The organism is Frigoribacterium sp. CFBP 13712, assembly GCF_014842255.1.
GTDB lineage: Bacteria > Actinomycetota > Actinomycetes > Actinomycetales > Microbacteriaceae > Frigoribacterium.
Genome location: NZ_JACYVH010000001.1, coordinates 322,634 through 339,344 on the forward strand (window position 1 = coordinate 322,634; position 16,711 = coordinate 339,344).

Here is a 16,711-nt window from a genome sequence, read left to right on the forward strand (position 1 = left end):
ATGTCCTTAAAGAGAGAGTCGGGGGGACGGCCGCGACGCGCCGTGGGCGCGGCTGTCGTCACTCTATCGACTCCGCCGACGTGTGACGCCCCGGGTCGGCCCGGCGGCGTCAGACGCTCTGGACGTACGCCGTGATCGTCAGGCTGAGGGCGGCCACCGCCGCGAGACCAGCGAGCAGGACCAGCGCCACGACGGGCAGCGGCCGACGGCGGACCACGACGAGCGCGGCGACGAAGGCCGCGGGCGGCAGCGCCACGTTCGCGATCAGGGCGAACCACGGCGGCGACGCCACGAGACCGTCGAGCCCGTTCTCGGCGTAGAAGTCGTTGTTGGCGTATCGCGCCTGCCCCGGCACGGAGACCAGGTTCGTGACGGCCTCGAACAGGTCGTAGGCGAACAGCAGACCGAACAGCACGACGAGGGCGACGAACACCACCGAGGAGGCGCGGTCGCGTCGGGTGCCGACCGTCGCCCCGGCGGAGGCCCGGCTCATGCGCCCGCGCCGATCAGGAGGGGCCAGGGGGCGACGACCAGGGCGCCGACGATCATGGCGAGGATGCGTCGGCGCGTGGCCGTGGCGGGCACGAGCACGATCGACGAGACGAACCAGAGCGCCGGCGCCGCCACCGCCAGGAGCACGCCGAACCGCCACAGGCCCGTCGCGACGGGGGTGGCGAAGGTGTACCCGAAGCGCCCGACGAGCGCGACCCAGCCGACGGAGCAGAGCAGGAAGACCCCGCCGAGCACCCCGTGGGCGATCAGCGACGCCGAGCTCATCGGCCGGACGGCGTCCGGATCGTCGTCGAGGTCGCCCTCGGATCCGATCGTCGAGGCGTCGCGAGAGGGCCCGTCGATGTGGCTGGCGTCGAGCTCGTCGCCCCAGCTCAGCGCGTCGTCGTCTCCGTGGTCGAGTGCGCCGGGGCCGCTCGGCGTCATGCCGACGTCTTGGCGGCCACCGCGTCGCGCAGAGCCGGGAAGAGCGGGTGGTCGGCGAGGACCCCCGTGAGCGTCGTCGTCAGCTCGTCGACGCCGAGACCCGAGACGAGCAGCGCCTGCAGCTCGACGCTCTCGACGTCGTCGGCCACGGAGAAGTCGAGGGCGGCACCGACGGCGCGGACGAGCGCCTCGGAGGGCAGCCCGCGCTCGGCGAGCTGGGCCGCGGGACCCACGAACCGCTCGTGCCGGCTGAGCTTGCGGAGCGGGTTGCGCCCCACCCGCTCGGTCGTGTCGGGAAGGTGCGGGTTCGCGATGCGCACCAGGTTCTTCTCGATGTAGGCCTGCTGCGCGTCGGCCTCGAGCCCGTGCTTGGCGACGAGGAGGGACTTGGTCTCGGCGAGCACGCCCCGCACCTCGGCCATGACCTCGGCGTCGTCGAGGGCCTCGCGGATGCTCGTGAGACCGCGACGGAACCCGTGGTACGCCGCCGCGGCGTGGGCGGTGTTGACGGTGAAGAGCTTGCGCTCGATGAACGGCTCGAGGTCGTCGACCCAGGTGACGCCCTCGATCTCGGGTCGGTCGGCGCCGAACGGCGTGCTCTCGACGACCCACTCGAAGAACGACTCGATGGTGACGTCGAGCGTGCCGCCGGCCTGCTCGGGGACGATGCGGTCGATGGCGCAGTTGGCGAAGACGGCGTTCTCGGCGGGGTCGTGCTCGCGCACGGCGGCGGCCAGCGAGTCGGTCGCGTTGATGGCGTTCTCGCAGGCGATGACCGCGAGGGCCGGGCGGTCGGCGTCTCGGGCGGCGAGGCCCTTCGCGATGACCGGGGCGACGAACGGCAGGATGCGCGCGCCCACCGCGGTCGTGACGATGTCGGCGGCCGCGATCTCGGCGACCAGCGCCTCCTCGTCGGAGCGGCTGTTGATCGCCCGGTAGCCGTCGACGACGGTGGTGCGGCTGTCTTCGCCGACCTCGTGCACCTCGAACGACGACTGCGACTGCAACGAGCCGATGAGGTCGTCGTTCACGTCGGCGAACACGACCTCGTATCCGCTCGCATGGAGGAACTGGGCCACGAAGCCGCGGCCGATGTTGCCGGCGCCGAAGTGGACTGCTGTCTTGCGATCTGCCATGCCTTAGATCATGCCACGGCGAGGCCGACCGGGCGGACGCCGCGAGGGCCCCGCACCGGGCGGTGCGAGGCCCTCGTGGGGTGACTCGGTGACGAGACGGGCGACTAGCGGGCGGCGCTGCCGTCGACGTAGTCGGCGTCCTGCTGCTTCCAGGCGAAGAGCGCGCGGAGCTCCTGGCCGGTGGCCTCGATGGGGTGCTCCTCGCCCTTCTTGCGCAGCTCCTTGAACTCGGGGGCGCCGGCGTCCTGGTCGTCGATGAACCGCTTGGCGAACGCGCCGGACTGGATGTCGGCGAGCACGGCCTTCATGTTGTCCTTCACGTCGGGGGTGATGACGCGCGGGCCCGAGACGTAGTCGCCGTACTCGGCCGTGTCGGAGACGCTCCAGCGCTGCTTGGCCAGGCCGCCCTCCCAGATGAGGTCGACGATCAGCTTGAGCTCGTGCAGCACCTCGAAGTAGGCGATCTGCGGCTGGTAGCCGGCCTCGGTGAGGGTCTCGAAGCCGTACTGGATCAGCTGCGAGGTGCCGCCGCAGAGCACGGCCTGCTCGCCGAAGAGGTCGGTCTCGGTCTCTTCGGTGAAGGTGGTCTTGATGCCGCCGGCACGCAGACCGCCGATGCCCTTCGAGTACGACCAGGCGAGGTCCCAGGCGGAGCCCGAGGAGTCCTGCTCGACGGCGACGATCACGGGGACGCCGCGGCCGGCCTCGAACTCGCGGCGGACCGTGTGGCCCGGGCCCTTGGGTGCGACGAGCACGACGTCGACGCCCGCGGGCGCCTCGATGTAGCCGAAGCGGATGTTGAAGCCGTGGCCGAAGACGAGCGCCTTGCCGTCGGCGAGGTTCGGGGCGATGTCGTCGGCGTAGACGTGGCGCTGCACCTGGTCGGGCGCGAGGATGACGATGACGTCGCCCCAGGCCGAGGCCTCGGCGGGCGTCTGCACGGTGAACCCGGCCTCTTCGGCCTTGGCGCGGCTCTTCGAGCCCTCCTTCAGGCCGACGACGACCTCGACGCCCGAGTCGCGCAGGTTGAGCGCGTGCGCGTGACCCTGCGATCCGTAGCCGATGACGGCGACCTTCTTGCCCTGGATGATCGACAGATCGGCGTCGTTGTCGTAGACGATTTCAGTCACAGTGGTGATACTCCTCGGTTGTCGACGGGTGTCGGTGGATGTCGGTTGATGGGGGCCGAGGAGGCGCGGGTCGACCGCGCCCCGCCGGTCTAGTTCTTGAAGACGCGGTCGGTGATCGACTTCGCGCCGCGGCCGATGGCCAGCAGCCCCGACTGCGAGATCTCCTTCACGCCGTAGGGCTCGAGCACGCGGAGCAGGGCGTTGGTCTTGCCCGTGTCGCCGGTCACCTCGATGACGAGAGCGTCGGTCGAGACGTCGACGACCGAGGCGCGGAAGAGCGTCACGGCCTCGAGCACCTGCGATCGGGTCGTGTTGTCGACCCGCACCTTGATCAGCATGTGCTCGCGCTGCACCGACTGCGAGTAGTCGAGCTCGACGATCTTGATCACGTTGACGAGCTTGTTCAGCTGCTTCGTGACCTGCTCGAGCGGGAGCTCCTCCACGTCGACGACGACCGTGATGCGGCTGAAGCCCTCGAGCTCGCTCTTGCCGACGGCGAGGCTCTCGATGTTGAAGCCACGGCGGGCGAAGAGGCCGGCGACCCGCGTCAGCAGGCCCGGCTTGTCTTCGACCAGGAGGCTCAGGACGTGGCTCATGCGTGCTCTCCTGTCATGTCGCCGTCGCGCGTGGTGTCGGAGGCGCTCGTGCCGGGCGCCTCGTCGTCCCACTCGGGAGCGAGGGCCCGGGCGTGCTGGATCTCGGAGTTCGAGACGCCCTGGGGCACCATCGGCCACACCATGGCGTCGCGGCTGACGACGAAGTCGATGACGACCGGGCGGTCGTTCGTCTCGAGCGCCAGCTTGATGGCGGCGTCCACCTCGTCTTCACGACGCACGCGGATGCCCAGGGCCCCGTACGCGTCGGCGAGCTTCACGAAGTCGGGCACCATTCGCGTCTCGTGCCCCGTGTTCAGGTCGGTGAACGAGTGGCGGCCCTCGTAGAACAGGGTCTGCCACTGCCGCACCATTCCGAGCGACGAGTTGTTGATGATCGCGACCTTGATCGGGATGTCGTTGATGACGCAGGTCGCGAGCTCCTGATTGGTCATCTGGAAGCAGCCGTCGCCGTCGATGGCCCAGACCACGCGATCGGGCTGCGCGACCTTGGCTCCCATGGCGGCCGGGACGGAGTAGCCCATCGTCCCCGCGCCTCCGGAGTTGAGCCAGGCGTTCGGACGCTCGTACTGGATGAACTGCGCCGACCACATCTGGTGCTGACCGACGCCCGACGCGTAGACCGCCTCGGGGCCCGAGAGCTCGCCGATCCGCTGGATGACGCCCTGGGGCGAGAGGAGGCCGTCGTCGGGTTCGGTGTAGCCGAGGGGGAACTGCTCGCGCAGCCCGTCGAGGTGCTCCCACCAGGCCGAGATGTCGGGGCGGGTGCCGCCGGTGACCTCGAGGAAGGCGCTCGTGAGGTCGGGGATGACGACCTTCGCGTCGCCCACGATGGGGACGTCGGCGATGCGGATCTTCGAGATCTCGGCGGGGTCGATGTCGACGTGGACGACCTTGGCGTTCGGCGCGAAGAGATCGGCCTTTCCCGTGACGCGGTCGTCGAAGCGGGCGCCGAGCGCGATGATCAGATCGCTCTCTTGAAGACCGAGCACGGCCGGGACGGTGCCGTGCATGCCCGGCATGCCGAGGTGCTGCTGGTGCGAGTCGGGGAACGCGCCACGGGCCATCAGGGTCGTCACCACGGGGGCGCCGGTGGCCTCGACCAGGGTCTTGAGCTCGGCGGACGCGCCGGCGCGGATGACTCCGCCGCCGACGTAGAAGACGGGCTGCTTCGCGTCGGCGATCATCTGGGCGGCTGCCGTGATCTGCTTGCCGTGCGCCTTGGTCACCGGACGGTAGCCGGGCAGGTCGACGACGGGCGGCCAGATGAAGGGCGCGCTGTTCTGCTGGGCGTCTTTGGTGATGTCGACGAGCACCGGGCCGGGTCGACCCGTGCTGGCGATCTGGTAGGCCGCCGCGAGGGTGGCGGGGACGTCTTCGGGCTTCGTCACGAGGAACGAGTGCTTCGTGATCGGCATGGTGATGCCGACGATGTCGGCCTCCTGGAAGGCGTCCGTGCCCATCAGGGTCGAGAACACCTGACCGGTGATGGCCAGCAGCGGCACGGAGTCCATGTAGGCGTCGGCGATGGCCGTGACGAGGTTGGTGGCGCCGGGGCCGGAGGTGGCGATGGCGACGCCGACCCGACCAGACGAGGCCGCGTAGCCCTCGGCGGCGTGACCGGCGCCCTGCTCGTGCCGGACCAGGATGTGACGGATCGCCGTCGAGGCCATCAGCTCGTCGTAGAACGGGATGATCGCGCCGCCCGGCAGACCGAAGACGTCGGTCACGCCGAGGTACTCGAGCGACTTGAGGATCGCGCCCGAGCCGGTCAGGACGGGAGGCGCGGTGGTCGCGTCGGGACTGGTGCCGCGGCCGGAGGCACGGGTCGTGCCGCCGGGGAGGGGCGTCGCTTCTGGAGGCATCGGAGCCGGGTTCCTCTTCGTGATGATGTGACGGTGATGACGGGGTGTCGCCGCTGACGGTCGAGCCCTGGCCGCCGTGCCGGCGGTCTCGGTGGGCCGACCCCCACCGAGGACCGCCCGGGAGGCGCGGCCTAGTAGGTGACGGCGCCTTCCGCTGCGGAGCGGACCTGGCGTGCGTACTTGGCGAGGACACCGCGGGTGTATCGCGGCGGGAGGGGCTCCCAGCCGTCGCGGCGGGAGACGAGCTCAGCCGGATCGACGAGTAGGTCGATCGAGCGAGCGGCGATATCGACCCGAATCAGATCACCATCGCGCACGAAGGCGATCGGACCTGCGTCGACCGCTTCGGGTGCTATGTGGCCGATGCACAGGCCGGTTGTGCCGCCTGAGAATCGTCCGTCCGTCAAGAGTAGTACATCTTTTCCGAGCCCTGCGCCCTTGATGGCGGCCGTGATGGCGAGCATCTCGCGCATGCCCGGCCCGCCCTTGGGGCCCTCGTACCGGATGACGACGACGTCGCCGGCCTCGATGCGGCCCTCCGTCAGGGCGTCCATGGCCCCGCGCTCGCGCTCGAAGACCTTGGCCGGGCCCTGGAAGACCTCGGCGTCGAAGCCGGCGGTCTTGACGACGGCGCCCTCGGGGGCGAAGGTGCCGCTCAGCACCGTCAGCCCGCCGGTCGCGTGGATCGGGTTGTCGAGGGTGCGGAGCACCTCGCCGTCGAGGGGCTTCGGCTTGATCGCCTCGAGGTTCTCGGCGACCGTCTTGCCGGTGACCGTGAGGCAGTCGCCGTGCAGCAGCCCGGCGTCGAGCAGGGCCTTCATGACGACGGGCACACCGCCCATCCGGTCGACGTCGTTCATGACGTACTTGCCGAAGGGCTTGAGGTCGCCGATGTGCGGCACCTTGTCGCCGATGCGGTTGAAGTCGTCGATGGTGAGGTCGACCTCGGCCTCGTAGGCGATGGCGAGCAGGTGCAGCACGACGTTCGTCGAGCCGCCGAAGGCCATGGCGACCGCGATGGCGTTCTCGAAGGCCTTCTTCGTGAGGATGTCGCGCGTCGTGATGCCGAGCCGGAGCATCTCGACGACCGCCTCGCCCGAGCGGTGGGCGAAGTAGTCGCGACGACGGTCGGCCGAGGGCGGGGCGGCGGAGCCGGGGAGGCTCATGCCGAGGGCCTCGGCGACGCTCGCCATGGTGTTGGCGGTGTACATGCCGCCGCAGGCGCCTTCGCCCGGGACGATCGCGCACTCGATGGCCTTGAGGTCCTCTTCGCCGATCGTGCCGGCCTTGTAGGCGCCGACGGCCTCGAACGAGTCGATGATCGTCACGTTCTTCTCGGTGCCGTCGCTGAGCTTGACCCAGCCGGGGGCGACGCTGCCCGCGTAGAGGAACACGCTGGCCAGGTCGAGGCGCGCGGCGGCCATCAGCATGCCCGGCAGCGACTTGTCGCAGCCGGCGAGGAGGACCGAGCCGTCGAGGCGCTCGGCGTTCATGACGACCTCGACGCTGTCCGCGATGACCTCGCGCGACACGAGCGAGAAGTGCATGCCCTCGTGCCCCATAGAGATGCCGTCCGAGACGGACACCGTGCCGAACTGCAACGGGTAGCCGCCGCCCGAGTGCACGCCCTCCTTGGCACCCTGCGCGAGACGATCGAGCGACAGGTTGCAGGGGGTGATCTCGTTCCAGCTGCTGGCGATGCCGATCTGGGGTTTGTCCCAGTCGGCGTCGCCCATCCCGACGGCACGGAGCATGCCCCGGGAGGTCGTGGCTTCGACGCCGTCGGTGACGACTCGGCTCCGCGGTTTGATGTCGATCCCTACCGGGGTGTCCTTCTCTGGCATGGGTCGAGTTTAGGGCGTGACGACGTGTGCTCCGTCCACCCGGGCCGGGGGCGGTCAGAGCCCGTCGGAACCGCCTCGTCGGTCGTCGCCGGCCTGCCGCGGCAGGCCCTCCGAGTCGCGTTCGACGGGACCGTCGCCGTCGGCCGTGGAGTGGTCGCCCACGCCCTCGACGCGGTCCATCTCGACGGCCAGGGCGTCGGCGGATCCGACCGGGAGGTCGGTGACGTCGATGTCGGCGTCGTCGCTCTCGACCGTCTCGGCGAGCTCGCCCGCCGCACGGGCCACGGCCTCGTCGAGCTCGTCGACGACGAGCTGATCGCGCCGGAGGTCGCCGTTCCGGTAGCCGGCGCGCCCGATCATGTGAGCCGAGATGGGCGCCGTCAGCATCTGGAACACGAGCACCACGAGGAGGGACGCGATGGTGCCGACGGTGTGCTGGTCGAGCGCGATGGCGGCGAGCACGAGGATGAGCCCGAAGATCTGCGGCTTGGTCGCGGCGTGCATCCGCGAGAGCGCGTCGGGGAACCGGAGCAGACCGATGCCCGCGGCGAGCGAGAGCAGCGCACCGGCGATGAGCAGGACGGACGACGCGATGTCGTAGACGGGCTGGGGGATCATGACGGGTCCTGCCTGGAGACGTACCGGGCCACCGTGATCGATCCGAACACCGCCGACAGCGCGAGCACGATGATCACGGGGATCGTGCGGGTGTGCCCCGAGAAGACCATGTCGGCCGCGAGCACGCAGATGAGCGTCGTCAGCAGCATGTCGGAGGCGATCATGCGGTCCAGGATCGACGGACCCCGGACGATGCGGATCACCGAGGCGAGACCGGCGAAGGCGAACAGCGCGCCCACGACGTATTCGACGACGATCATGAGGGACCCCCTTCGGAGGACGAGGACGGGGACACCGGGTCGTGCACCTCGGCGGCGGCCGGCGTGCCGTCGGCGATCCGCCGGAGATCGTCGGTGCTGCCCAGCACGCGGGCGATCCTCTTCTCGACGACCAGCACGCCCGACCGGACCGCCTCGACCTCGTCGGCGTCGGAGACGCCGAGAGCGTGCAGGTAGAGGATCGACCGCTCACGATCGGCCTCGACGACGAGCGAACCGGGGACGAGCGAGATGGCCTCGGCCACCAGCGTCATGATGAAGTCCGACCGCGTGTGCAGCTGGACGGCGACGATGGCGTTCGAGTGGACCCCCCGGGGGCCCACGGCCTGCCAGGCCACCTGCACCGACGCGCGCACGAGATCGACGACGAAGTGCGCCAGGAACACGAGCGCGTACCAGATGTTGAACCGGCCGCTCAGCTCGACCGGGGGCAGGAAGAACACCCGGGTGACCAGGAGGGCCACCGCGACACCCGTGACGAAGGCGAGCACCGTGAACTGGCTCCACAGGCACATCCACAGCACGACGAGGCCGATCAGCAACGGCATCTGACGGGCGAGGCTGCGACCCACCTCGCGGCGTGACGGGCGACCGGTCATGGCGTGCTCCCCTCGTCGACCGGTCCCCCGGCGGGTGTCGGTGCCGGCGACGAGTCGTCGCCCCGGGTCTCGCCCTCTCCGGAGGGGAAGACGAGCTGCACGTACTCGTTCGACCCGTACACGCGACCTGCCGCCCGCTCGGCCACGCCGTAGAGCGGCCCGGCTGCGAAGGTGAGCACGAGCGACACGAGGACCATCCCGGCCGTCGCGCCGACCATCGTGCGGGGGTTGGTGCGCTTCTGCTGCACGGCCACGCGACCCGGCGCCTCCTCGAGGTGCTCGGTGAACGGCGACTCGTGGTCGTCGACGTCGGCCTTCGGACGCCAGAATGCGAGGTTCCAGGCCCTCATGAGCGCGTAGAGGGTCAGCAGCGAGGTGAGGGCGCCGGCGCCGATCAGCACGTAGACGAGCGGATCGTCCAGTCGCGCGCCGGCCTCGAAGAGCGCCACCTTGCCGATGAAGCCCGAGAACGGCGGGATGCCGCCGAGATTGAGCGCCGGGATGAAGAACAGCACCGCGATGATCGGGGCCGCCTTGAGGAGCCCGCCCAGTCTCGTGATGGAGGCCGTGCCTCCTCGGCGCTCGATCAGCCCCGCCCCGAGGAAGAGCGTCGTCTGAACGGTGATGTGGTGCACCACGTAGTAGATGGTGGCCGCCAGCCCCTCGACCGTGCCGAGGGCGATGCCGAAGATCATGTAGCCGATGTGACTGACCAGCGTGAACGAGAGCAGCCGCTTGATGTCGGCCTGCGCGACCGCGCCGAGGATGCCGACCACCATCGTCAGCAGCGCGATGATCAGCAGGTAGACGTTGACGTTGCTCTCGACGAAGAGCACGGTCTCGGTGCGGATGATCGCATAGACGCCGACCTTCGTCAGCAGACCCGCGAACACCGCCGTCACCGGCGCGGGCGCCGTCGGATACGAGTCGGGCAGCCAGAACGACAGCGGGAAGATCGCGGCCTTGATACCGAACGCGGTCAGCAGCATGACGTGGATGATCGTCTGCACGTCGGCCGGGATGGTGTCCATCCGCTGGGCGATGTCGGCGATGTTCACCGTGCCGAGCGCGCCGTAGATCATCGCGATCGACGCGAGGAAGAGCACCGACGAGACGAGGCTGACGACGATGTAGACCACGCCGGCGCGGATGCGCTGCTCGGTGCCGCCGAGGGTGATCAGCACGTAGCTGGCCACCAGCAGGATCTCGAAGCCGACGTAGAGGTTGAAGAGGTCGCCCGCGATGAAGGCGTTGAAGACCCCCGTCGCGAGGATGAGGTACGTGGGGTTGTAGATCGAGACCGGAGCCTCGCCGTCGCCGTCGGCCTGCCCCTGCCCGACCGAGAAGACGAACACGGCCAGCAGCACGATCGACGAGATGCTGAGCATCAGGGCGGCGAGGCGGTCGACCACGAGGGTGATGCCGTACGGGGCCTCCCAGCCGCCGACCTGCACGGCGATGGCGCCCTGCGTGTCGACGACCACGAGCAGCACGAGGCTGATGACCACCACGATGCCGAGGGCGACGATCGAGAGGATCGACTGGAGCCGCGGGCGGCGACCCGTGATCAATGCGGCGGCCGCGCCCAGGAGCGGGACGAGGACGACGAGGGGGACGAGGAAGCTCATGCGTTCTCGCTCTCGTCGGGCTGGTCGGTGCGGTCGGTGCGGCTGCGGCCGGTGCGGCTGGAACCGGCCGGGTCGGCGCGGCGCCCGGCTGTGTCGCCGGGCGCCGTCCGGCGGAGCGCCTCGGTCGGCACCGCCGCCTCGGCGCGATCACCGAACTCGGTGTCTCCGCCGGCCACGTCGTCGCCGTCGCTCTGCGAGTCCTCCTCTTCGGCGGGGACGCCGCGGCGCCCGATCTCGAGGTCCTCGACGTCGTCGACCACCGTGTCGACCTGGGCCAGGCGCCACGACCGGTAGATGAGCGCGAGCATGAAGGCCGAGATGCCGAAGGTGATGACGATCGCCGTCAGCACGAACGCCTGCGGCAGCGGATCGGCGAAGTCGACCGGCGCGGCCTGGCCGTCGACGATGGGAGCAGCCCCGCGGCGACCCGACATGATGAGGATCAGGATGTTCGTCGCGTTGCCGACGAGCAGGAATCCGAGCAGCACCCGGGTCATGCTGCGCTCCAGCAGCAGGTAGACGCCGCAGGCGTAGAGCGCCGCCATGACGACGATCAGGACGAGCGAGACGCTCATGCGCGGCCTCCGTCGGTCGAGGTCGGGCCGGAGACCGAGACGGGGAGCGTCTCGCCGGCGTCGTCGGGCTGCGGCACCGGCGAACCGGTGTCGTCTTCCTCTTCTTGTCGATCGACCTCGGCGCCGAGGCTGCGGAGGACGTCGAGCACGAGCCCGACGACGACGAGGTACACGCCGATGTCGAAGAAGGTCGAGGTGACGAACTCGAGGTGACCGAGCAGCGGGACCTCGCCTTCGACCCAGGTGGACGTGAGCGCGTCGGCCCCGAAGAAGAGGGGGACGAGCGCCGTCGCGCTGACCGTGAGCAGACCCGCGCCGAGCAGCTTGCCGGCGTCGAGCGGTGCGGCCGCACCGAGCTCGTACCGACCACCGGCGAGGTAGCGGGCGACGAACGCGAAGCCCGCGACCAGCCCGCCGGCGAAACCGCCGCCCGGCGTGTTGTGCCCCGCGAAGAGCAGGTAGATCGAGACCACGATGATGGCGTGGAAGATGAGTCGGACGACGACTTCGAGCAGGATCGACCTGTTCTGCGGCGCCAGCTTGCGACCGGCGAGGAGCCAGGCGCGACGGTCGCCCTCCGTGCTGTCGCCGATCTGCACGGTCGATCCGCCGTCGGGCACGACGGGTGCCGGCTCGCGCAGGGGGCGGACACGGGCGAGGAAGCGCTGCGCCCGTGTGCGACGTGCGGGTCGCGGCAGGATGTCGGCTCGCGAGGTGATGAAGACCAGGCTGGCGACACCCGTGGCCGCGACGATGAGCACGGCGATCTCGCCCATGGTGTCCCAGCCGCGGATGTCGACGAGGGTGACGTTCACGACGTTCTTGCCGTGACCGCCGTCGACGGCGAGCGACGGGAACGCCCCCGAGATCGTCGCACCGGGCCGGGCGCCGAGCGCGACCACGGCGATGGCCGCCATGACGGAGCCGACGGCCACGCCGATGACGGCGCGCGCGACCCGGTGCGTCCGGCCGTTGCGGTCGCCGAGACGGGCGGGCAGGCGCCGCAGCACCAGCACGAAGGCGATGAGGGTGATCGTCTCGATGAGCGCCTGCGTCAGGGCGAGGTCGGGCGCCCCATGGAGGGCGAACAGGGCGGCCATGCCGTAACCCGTCACCCCGACGAGCACCACGGCCTGGAAGCGCTTGTTCGACAGCGCCGCGGCGATCGCACCGACGATCATCAGGACGCCTATCGCGAGCTGAGCGGGATAGTCGAAGAGCACGGCCGTGCTCGGCCAGGTGCGGTTCAGCGACAGCGTCACGATGGACGAGGCGATGAACACCACGAGGATCGTCGCCAGGTAGAACGGCAGCGAACCGCGCTGGGTCGTCGCGGTCGTGCGCGAGGCCGTGCGGTCGATGCCCGCCATGATGCGGACGTACCCGTCGGAGGCGCGGGGCAGGAACGAGACCGCCTTCTGGAACGCGGACACCCGGTCGCGCTGCCAGAACATCAGGGCGCCGACCGCCAGCGAGATGGCGGTCAGCCCCAGCGCGGGCTCGAGACCGTGCCACAGCGCCAGGTAGTACGGCTCGTGGTCGCCGCCGCCCGCCGGGAGGGTGTCGGCGTAGCGGGCGAACACCGGGTCGACGGGGTGCGAGAGGAGACCGAGCACGAGACCCGCGACGGCGAGGACGACGGGGGCGAACAGGAAGTCGATGTGCTCGCGGACGAAGTCGACCGGTTCGACGCCCTTCTTGCGGGCGAAGGCCCCCCAGAGGAACCGCAGGCTGTAGGCCGTGGTGAGGATCGATCCGACCACGACGCCCACCAGGGCGATGACGCCCCAGACGGCACCGGACTCGGCGTCGTGCAGCAGGGCGGTCAGCACGGCCTCCTTCGCGACGAATCCGAAGGTCGGCGGGACGCCCGCCATGGAGGCGAGCGCGAGCACCGTCACGACCAGGAGCACCGGCGTCTGACGACCGAGACCGCTGAGCTTGCGGAGATCCCGGGTGCCCGTGCGGTGATCGATGACGCCCACGACGAGGAAGAGCGTCGACTTGAACAGCGCGTGGGCGACGAGCAGCGCCAAGCCGGCGAGGGCGGCGTCGCGGGTGCCGTAGCCGACGACGATCGTGAGGAACCCGAGCTGGCTGACCGTGCCGTACGCGAGGACGAGCTTCAGGTCGTGCTGCCGCAGAGCGCGATAGCCGCCGAGCACCATCGTCACCACGCCGACGGTGACGATGATCTCCTGCCAGCCGGGCGAGTCGTGGTAGCCGGGCGCCAGTCGGGCGACGAGGTAGATGCCCGCCTTGACCATGGCGGCGGCGTGCAGGTACGCGCTGACCGGTGTCGGGGCGGCCATGGCGGCCGGCAGCCAGAAGTGGAACGGCACGAGGGCGGATTTCGACAGGGCGCCGACGAGCACCAGCACGACGGCCACCGTGACGGCCGTGCCCGACGGGGGCTCGGCGACGAGCGCGGAGAGGGAGCTCGTGCCGCCCTGCACGGCGAGGATGACGAGACCCACCAGCATGGCGAGGCCGCCCGCGGTGGTGACGATCAGGGCCTGCAGAGCGGCGCCGCGGCTGGCCTGCTTCGACGTGTAGTGCCCGATCAGCAGGTACGAGAAGACGCTCGTGGCCTCCCAGAAGACGAAGAGCACGAAGACGTCGTCGCTCGTGACGAGGCCGTACATGGCCCCGGCGAACGCGACCAGGACGGCCGCGAATCGCGCGAGCCCTGCCTCGTCGCTGTGGAAGTAGCGGGCGCAGTAGACGAGCACGAGCCCGCCGATGCCGGTCACGACCAGGGCGAGGACCCAGGCCAGGACGTCCATCCGCAGGGTGAGCGAGATCGCCAGCTGCGGGATCCACGGCACGGTCTCTTCGGGGACGTCCCCCGACAGGACCGCGGGCCCCTGCAGGGCCGTGAAGACGAAGACCGCGAACGGGACGAGCGAGGCCCACAGGAACAGCGACGTGCCGAGACGGCGACCGATGGCCGCGACGACCACGGCGGCCACCGCGAAGGCTGTCAGGGCTACGATCACGACGACCTCCGTCGGCTGGCGACCTCGTCTACCGATCGGGATGAACGGGCGCGGGGAGTCGGGCGGAGAGTCCAGACTACCTTGCAGGCACCTGGGAACGCCCGGTCGCGTTCGCCCCGGGGCCGACCCGGGCCGACCCCGGAGGCCTCAGGAGTGCCCGAGGTGCGCCCGGAGATCCGCCAGCTCGGCCAGCAGTCGCGCGACGGCCTGCGGGTCGGCCACCCGGTGCCCCGCTCGCGACTCCCCCGGTCCGACCTTGACGGCCAGATCGCCATCGCCGAGGGCCGCGAAGCCGTCCTCGTCGGTGACGTCGTCGCCGGCGTAGAGCACCCCGGTCGCGCCCACGATGTCGCGCAGCCGATCGATGCCGTCGTTCTTGCCCGTCGAGCGGACGGCGTACTCTAGCACGTTCTTGCCCGTCCGCGCATGGATGCCGTCGAGCGCGCCGACCGTGCGCCGCGCCTCCGCCAGGACCGTCTCGGTGGTCTCGTCGTCGGCGAGGCGCGTGTGGAGGGCGAGACCGGCGGGCTTCTCTTCCACGAAGACGCCCTCGTGCCCCGCGGCCGCCGCGTGCACGGCGTCCGAGAGGCGGGCGCGCGCCGCGACCTCGTCGGGGGTGAGCGAGGTCTCGTGGCCGTCCATCCGCAGCTCGATGCCGTGCGAGCCCACCAGCAGCACCTCGTCGGGCGTCTCGCTGATCGCGCTCAACGAGGCGAGGTCGCGCCCCGAGACGAGGGCCACCGTGGTCGACTCGGCCGCCGCGAGTCGTGAGATCGCGGCGAGCGCCTCGGGCAGCGCCCTGGCCTCGAGGGGCGCGTCGACCTCGGGCGCGAGCGTGCCGTCGAAGTCGAGGGCGACGAGGAGGCGCGGGGTCGTCGCGAGACGACCGAGCGCGTCGGACAGGGCGCGGGGGTCTTCGGAGGTCATTCGGCGGTGCTCTCTTCGGTCGTATTAGTCGCCCCGGCGTCCGCCGGGGTGATCTGCTGGCCGGGGCGCACGTTCTCGAGCGCCTGCAGGAACGACGCCGACCACTTGGCCACGTCGTTGTCGAGCACCCGGCGACGCAGGGCCCGCATGCGGGTCGTGCGGTCGCGGCGCGGCATCTCGATCGCCCGCATGATGGTGTTCTTCAACCCGCCGATGTCGTGCGGGTTGATCAGCAGCGCGGTCTTGAGCTCGTCGGCGGCGCCGGCGAACTCGCTGAGCACGAGCACGCCGTCGTTGTCGCGGCGGACGGCGACGTACTCTTTCGCGACGAGGTTCATGCCGTCCCGGAGGGCCGTGACGAGCATGACGTCGGCCGCTAGGTAGAGGGCGACCATCTCTTCGCGCGGATAGCCGTGGTGGTGGTAGCTGATGGCGGTGTGGCTCATCGTGGCGTAGTCGCCGTTGACGCGGCCGACGGTCAGCTCGATCTCGTCGCGCAGCTGCTTGTAGGTCTCGACCCGCTCGCGGCTCGGGCTCGCGACCTGCACCAGCGTGGCGTCCTCGACGCTGAGGCGGCCGTCGGCGAGCAGCTCGCCGAACGCCTTCATGCGGTGCCGGATGCCCTTCGTGTAGTCGAGTCGGTCGACCCCGAGCATCACGGTCTTGGGGTTGCCGAGCCCCTCGCGGATCTCTCGCGCCCTGGCCTGGATGTCGGGCCGCGCGGCGAGCTCCTCGTAGCTGGCGGCGTCGATCGAGATCGGGAAGTGCTTCGCGAGCACCCGGCGGACCTTCTTGCCGCGCTTCGACACGGGAGCCGACTCGTCGTCGACGGGCACCTCGACGTACGGGCGGGTGGTGCCGTAGCCGAGCAGATGCCGGACGGCGCGAGAGAAGTTCGACGCGTCGTCGGCGCGCTGGAACCCGATCACGTCGGCGCCGAGCAGCCCCTCGAGGATCTGCTTGCGCCACGGCAGCTGCGAGAAGATGCCGAGCGGCGGGAACGGGATGTGGTTGAAGAAGCCGATGGTGAGGTCGGGGCGGGCCTCGCGGAGCATCCGCGGCACGAGCTGCAGCTGGTAGTCCTGGACCCAGATGGTGCCGCCCTCCTCCGTGATCTCGGCGGCGCGATCGGCGAAGCGCTGGTTGACCTGCACGTAGGCCTCCCACCAGACGCGGTGGTAGGTCGGGGCGGCGATGACGTCGTGGTAGAGCGGCCACAGGGTGTCGTTGCTGAACCCCTCGTAGTACCGCTGCACCTCTTCGGCGCTGAGCGGCACCGGGACGATCGAGATGCCCTGGTCGTCGAACGGCTCGAACTCGAGGTCCGGCTGACCGGCCCAGCCGACCCAGGCGCCGTCGTTGGCCTTCATGACCGGCTCGAGGGCCGTGACCAGGCCGCCGGGCGAGTGCTGCCACGAGGCGCTGCCGTCGTCGGCGATCACCCGGTCGACGGGGAGGCGGTTGGAGACGACGACGAAGCCGTAACGTTCGGAAGAGTCGGGCATGAGGTGGGTCAGCTCCTGTCGGATCACCCGCACGGACGCGGGACGGCCAGATTATCA

15 protein-coding genes are annotated in these 16,711 nt (G+C 70.3%); all 15 read right to left on the reverse strand.

The window, feature by feature from the left end:
- Window positions 1–109: 109 nt before the first annotated feature.
- Complete coding sequence (locus tag IFT51_RS01455) at window positions 110–493, reverse strand: hypothetical protein (protein WP_192058379.1); 384 nt, start codon at window positions 491–493, stop codon at window positions 110–112.
- Window positions 490–936 (reverse strand): hypothetical protein, encoded by a 447-nt coding sequence (locus IFT51_RS01460; RefSeq protein WP_192058381.1) that lies wholly within the window; start codon window positions 934–936, stop codon window positions 490–492. Before IFT51_RS01460 ends, IFT51_RS01455 begins: the two co-directional genes overlap by 4 nt.
- Window positions 933–2,072, reverse strand: a complete 1,140-nt coding sequence (locus IFT51_RS01465) for a mannitol-1-phosphate 5-dehydrogenase (protein WP_192058383.1) — start codon at window positions 2,070–2,072, stop codon at window positions 933–935. Before IFT51_RS01465 ends, IFT51_RS01460 begins: the two co-directional genes overlap by 4 nt.
- A gap of 104 nt (window positions 2,073–2,176) precedes the next feature.
- Entirely contained in the window at window positions 2,177–3,202 is a 1,026-nt protein-coding gene (gene ilvC, locus IFT51_RS01470; protein ID WP_192058385.1) for a ketol-acid reductoisomerase, read from the reverse strand.
- An 89-nt stretch (window positions 3,203–3,291) separates the two neighbouring features.
- Window positions 3,292–3,798 carry an acetolactate synthase small subunit gene (gene ilvN, locus IFT51_RS01475; RefSeq protein WP_192058388.1) on the reverse strand — a complete coding sequence of 169 codons (507 nt, stop codon included), beginning with the start codon at window positions 3,796–3,798 and terminating at the stop codon, window positions 3,292–3,294.
- A complete protein-coding gene (locus tag IFT51_RS01480) occupies window positions 3,795–5,681 on the reverse strand; it encodes an acetolactate synthase large subunit (RefSeq protein WP_192058390.1) in 1,887 nt (628 codons plus the stop codon). The genes ilvN and IFT51_RS01480 overlap by 4 nt, the downstream gene beginning before the upstream one ends.
- Before the next feature lie 131 nt (window positions 5,682–5,812).
- A complete protein-coding gene (gene ilvD / locus IFT51_RS01485; protein ID WP_192058392.1) occupies window positions 5,813–7,525 on the reverse strand; it encodes a dihydroxy-acid dehydratase in 1,713 nt (570 codons plus the stop codon).
- Window positions 7,526–7,579: 54 nt separating this feature from the next.
- Window positions 7,580–8,143, reverse strand: coding sequence for a monovalent cation/H(+) antiporter subunit G (gene mnhG / locus IFT51_RS01490; RefSeq protein ID WP_192058394.1), 564 nt, complete (start codon window positions 8,141–8,143; stop codon window positions 7,580–7,582).
- Window positions 8,140–8,403 (reverse strand): monovalent cation/H+ antiporter complex subunit F, encoded by a 264-nt coding sequence (locus tag IFT51_RS01495; protein WP_192058396.1) that lies wholly within the window; start codon window positions 8,401–8,403, stop codon window positions 8,140–8,142. The genes mnhG and IFT51_RS01495 overlap by 4 nt, the downstream gene beginning before the upstream one ends.
- Entirely contained in the window at window positions 8,400–9,020 is a 621-nt protein-coding gene (locus IFT51_RS01500) for a Na+/H+ antiporter subunit E (RefSeq protein ID WP_192058398.1), read from the reverse strand. The genes IFT51_RS01495 and IFT51_RS01500 overlap by 4 nt, the downstream gene beginning before the upstream one ends.
- Complete coding sequence (locus IFT51_RS01505) at window positions 9,017–10,648, reverse strand: Na+/H+ antiporter subunit D (RefSeq protein WP_192058400.1); 1,632 nt, start codon at window positions 10,646–10,648, stop codon at window positions 9,017–9,019. Before IFT51_RS01505 ends, IFT51_RS01500 begins: the two co-directional genes overlap by 4 nt.
- A complete protein-coding gene (locus tag IFT51_RS01510; RefSeq protein ID WP_192058402.1) occupies window positions 10,645–11,223 on the reverse strand; it encodes a Na(+)/H(+) antiporter subunit C in 579 nt (192 codons plus the stop codon). Before IFT51_RS01510 ends, IFT51_RS01505 begins: the two co-directional genes overlap by 4 nt.
- Window positions 11,220–14,222 (reverse strand): Na+/H+ antiporter subunit A, encoded by a 3,003-nt coding sequence (locus tag IFT51_RS01515; protein WP_192058404.1) that lies wholly within the window; start codon window positions 14,220–14,222, stop codon window positions 11,220–11,222. Before IFT51_RS01515 ends, IFT51_RS01510 begins: the two co-directional genes overlap by 4 nt.
- Window positions 14,223–14,369: 147 nt before the next feature.
- Window positions 14,370–15,149: a trehalose-phosphatase gene (otsB, locus tag IFT51_RS01520; RefSeq protein WP_192058406.1), complete on the reverse strand. Its 780-nt coding sequence runs from the start codon at window positions 15,147–15,149 to the stop codon at window positions 14,370–14,372.
- Window positions 15,146–16,654, reverse strand: coding sequence for an alpha,alpha-trehalose-phosphate synthase (UDP-forming) (gene otsA, locus IFT51_RS01525; RefSeq protein WP_192058408.1), 1,509 nt, complete (start codon window positions 16,652–16,654; stop codon window positions 15,146–15,148). Before otsA ends, otsB begins: the two co-directional genes overlap by 4 nt.
- Between the last annotated feature and the right edge of the window lie 57 nt (window positions 16,655–16,711).

Excerpts from the sequence above, each read along its gene's own strand:
- IFT51_RS01460 (WP_192058381.1), bottom strand. The coding sequence starts at position 936 with ATGACGCCGAGCGGCCCCGGCGCACTCGACCACGGAGACGACGACGCG.
- IFT51_RS01510 (WP_192058402.1), bottom strand. The coding sequence starts at position 11,223 with ATGAGCGTCTCGCTCGTCCTGATCGTCGTCATGGCGGCGCTCTACGCC.
- IFT51_RS01500 (WP_192058398.1), bottom strand. The coding sequence starts at position 9,020 with ATGACCGGTCGCCCGTCACGCCGCGAGGTGGGTCGCAGCCTCGCCCGT.
- ilvN (WP_192058388.1), bottom strand. The coding sequence starts at position 3,798 with ATGAGCCACGTCCTGAGCCTCCTGGTCGAAGACAAGCCGGGCCTGCTG.
- IFT51_RS01505 (WP_192058400.1), bottom strand. The coding sequence starts at position 10,648 with ATGAGCTTCCTCGTCCCCCTCGTCGTCCTCGTCCCGCTCCTGGGCGCG.
- otsB (WP_192058406.1), bottom strand. The coding sequence starts at position 15,149 with ATGACCTCCGAAGACCCCCGCGCCCTGTCCGACGCGCTCGGTCGTCTC.
- ilvD (WP_192058392.1), bottom strand. The coding sequence starts at position 7,525 with ATGCCAGAGAAGGACACCCCGGTAGGGATCGACATCAAACCGCGGAGC.
- IFT51_RS01455 (WP_192058379.1), bottom strand. The coding sequence starts at position 493 with ATGAGCCGGGCCTCCGCCGGGGCGACGGTCGGCACCCGACGCGACCGC.
- IFT51_RS01495 (WP_192058396.1), bottom strand. The coding sequence starts at position 8,403 with ATGATCGTCGTCGAATACGTCGTGGGCGCGCTGTTCGCCTTCGCCGGT.
- mnhG (WP_192058394.1), bottom strand. The coding sequence starts at position 8,143 with ATGATCCCCCAGCCCGTCTACGACATCGCGTCGTCCGTCCTGCTCATC.
- otsA (WP_192058408.1), bottom strand. The coding sequence starts at position 16,654 with ATGCCCGACTCTTCCGAACGTTACGGCTTCGTCGTCGTCTCCAACCGC.
- IFT51_RS01480 (WP_192058390.1), bottom strand. The coding sequence starts at position 5,681 with ATGCCTCCAGAAGCGACGCCCCTCCCCGGCGGCACGACCCGTGCCTCC.
- IFT51_RS01465 (WP_192058383.1), bottom strand. The coding sequence starts at position 2,072 with ATGGCAGATCGCAAGACAGCAGTCCACTTCGGCGCCGGCAACATCGGC.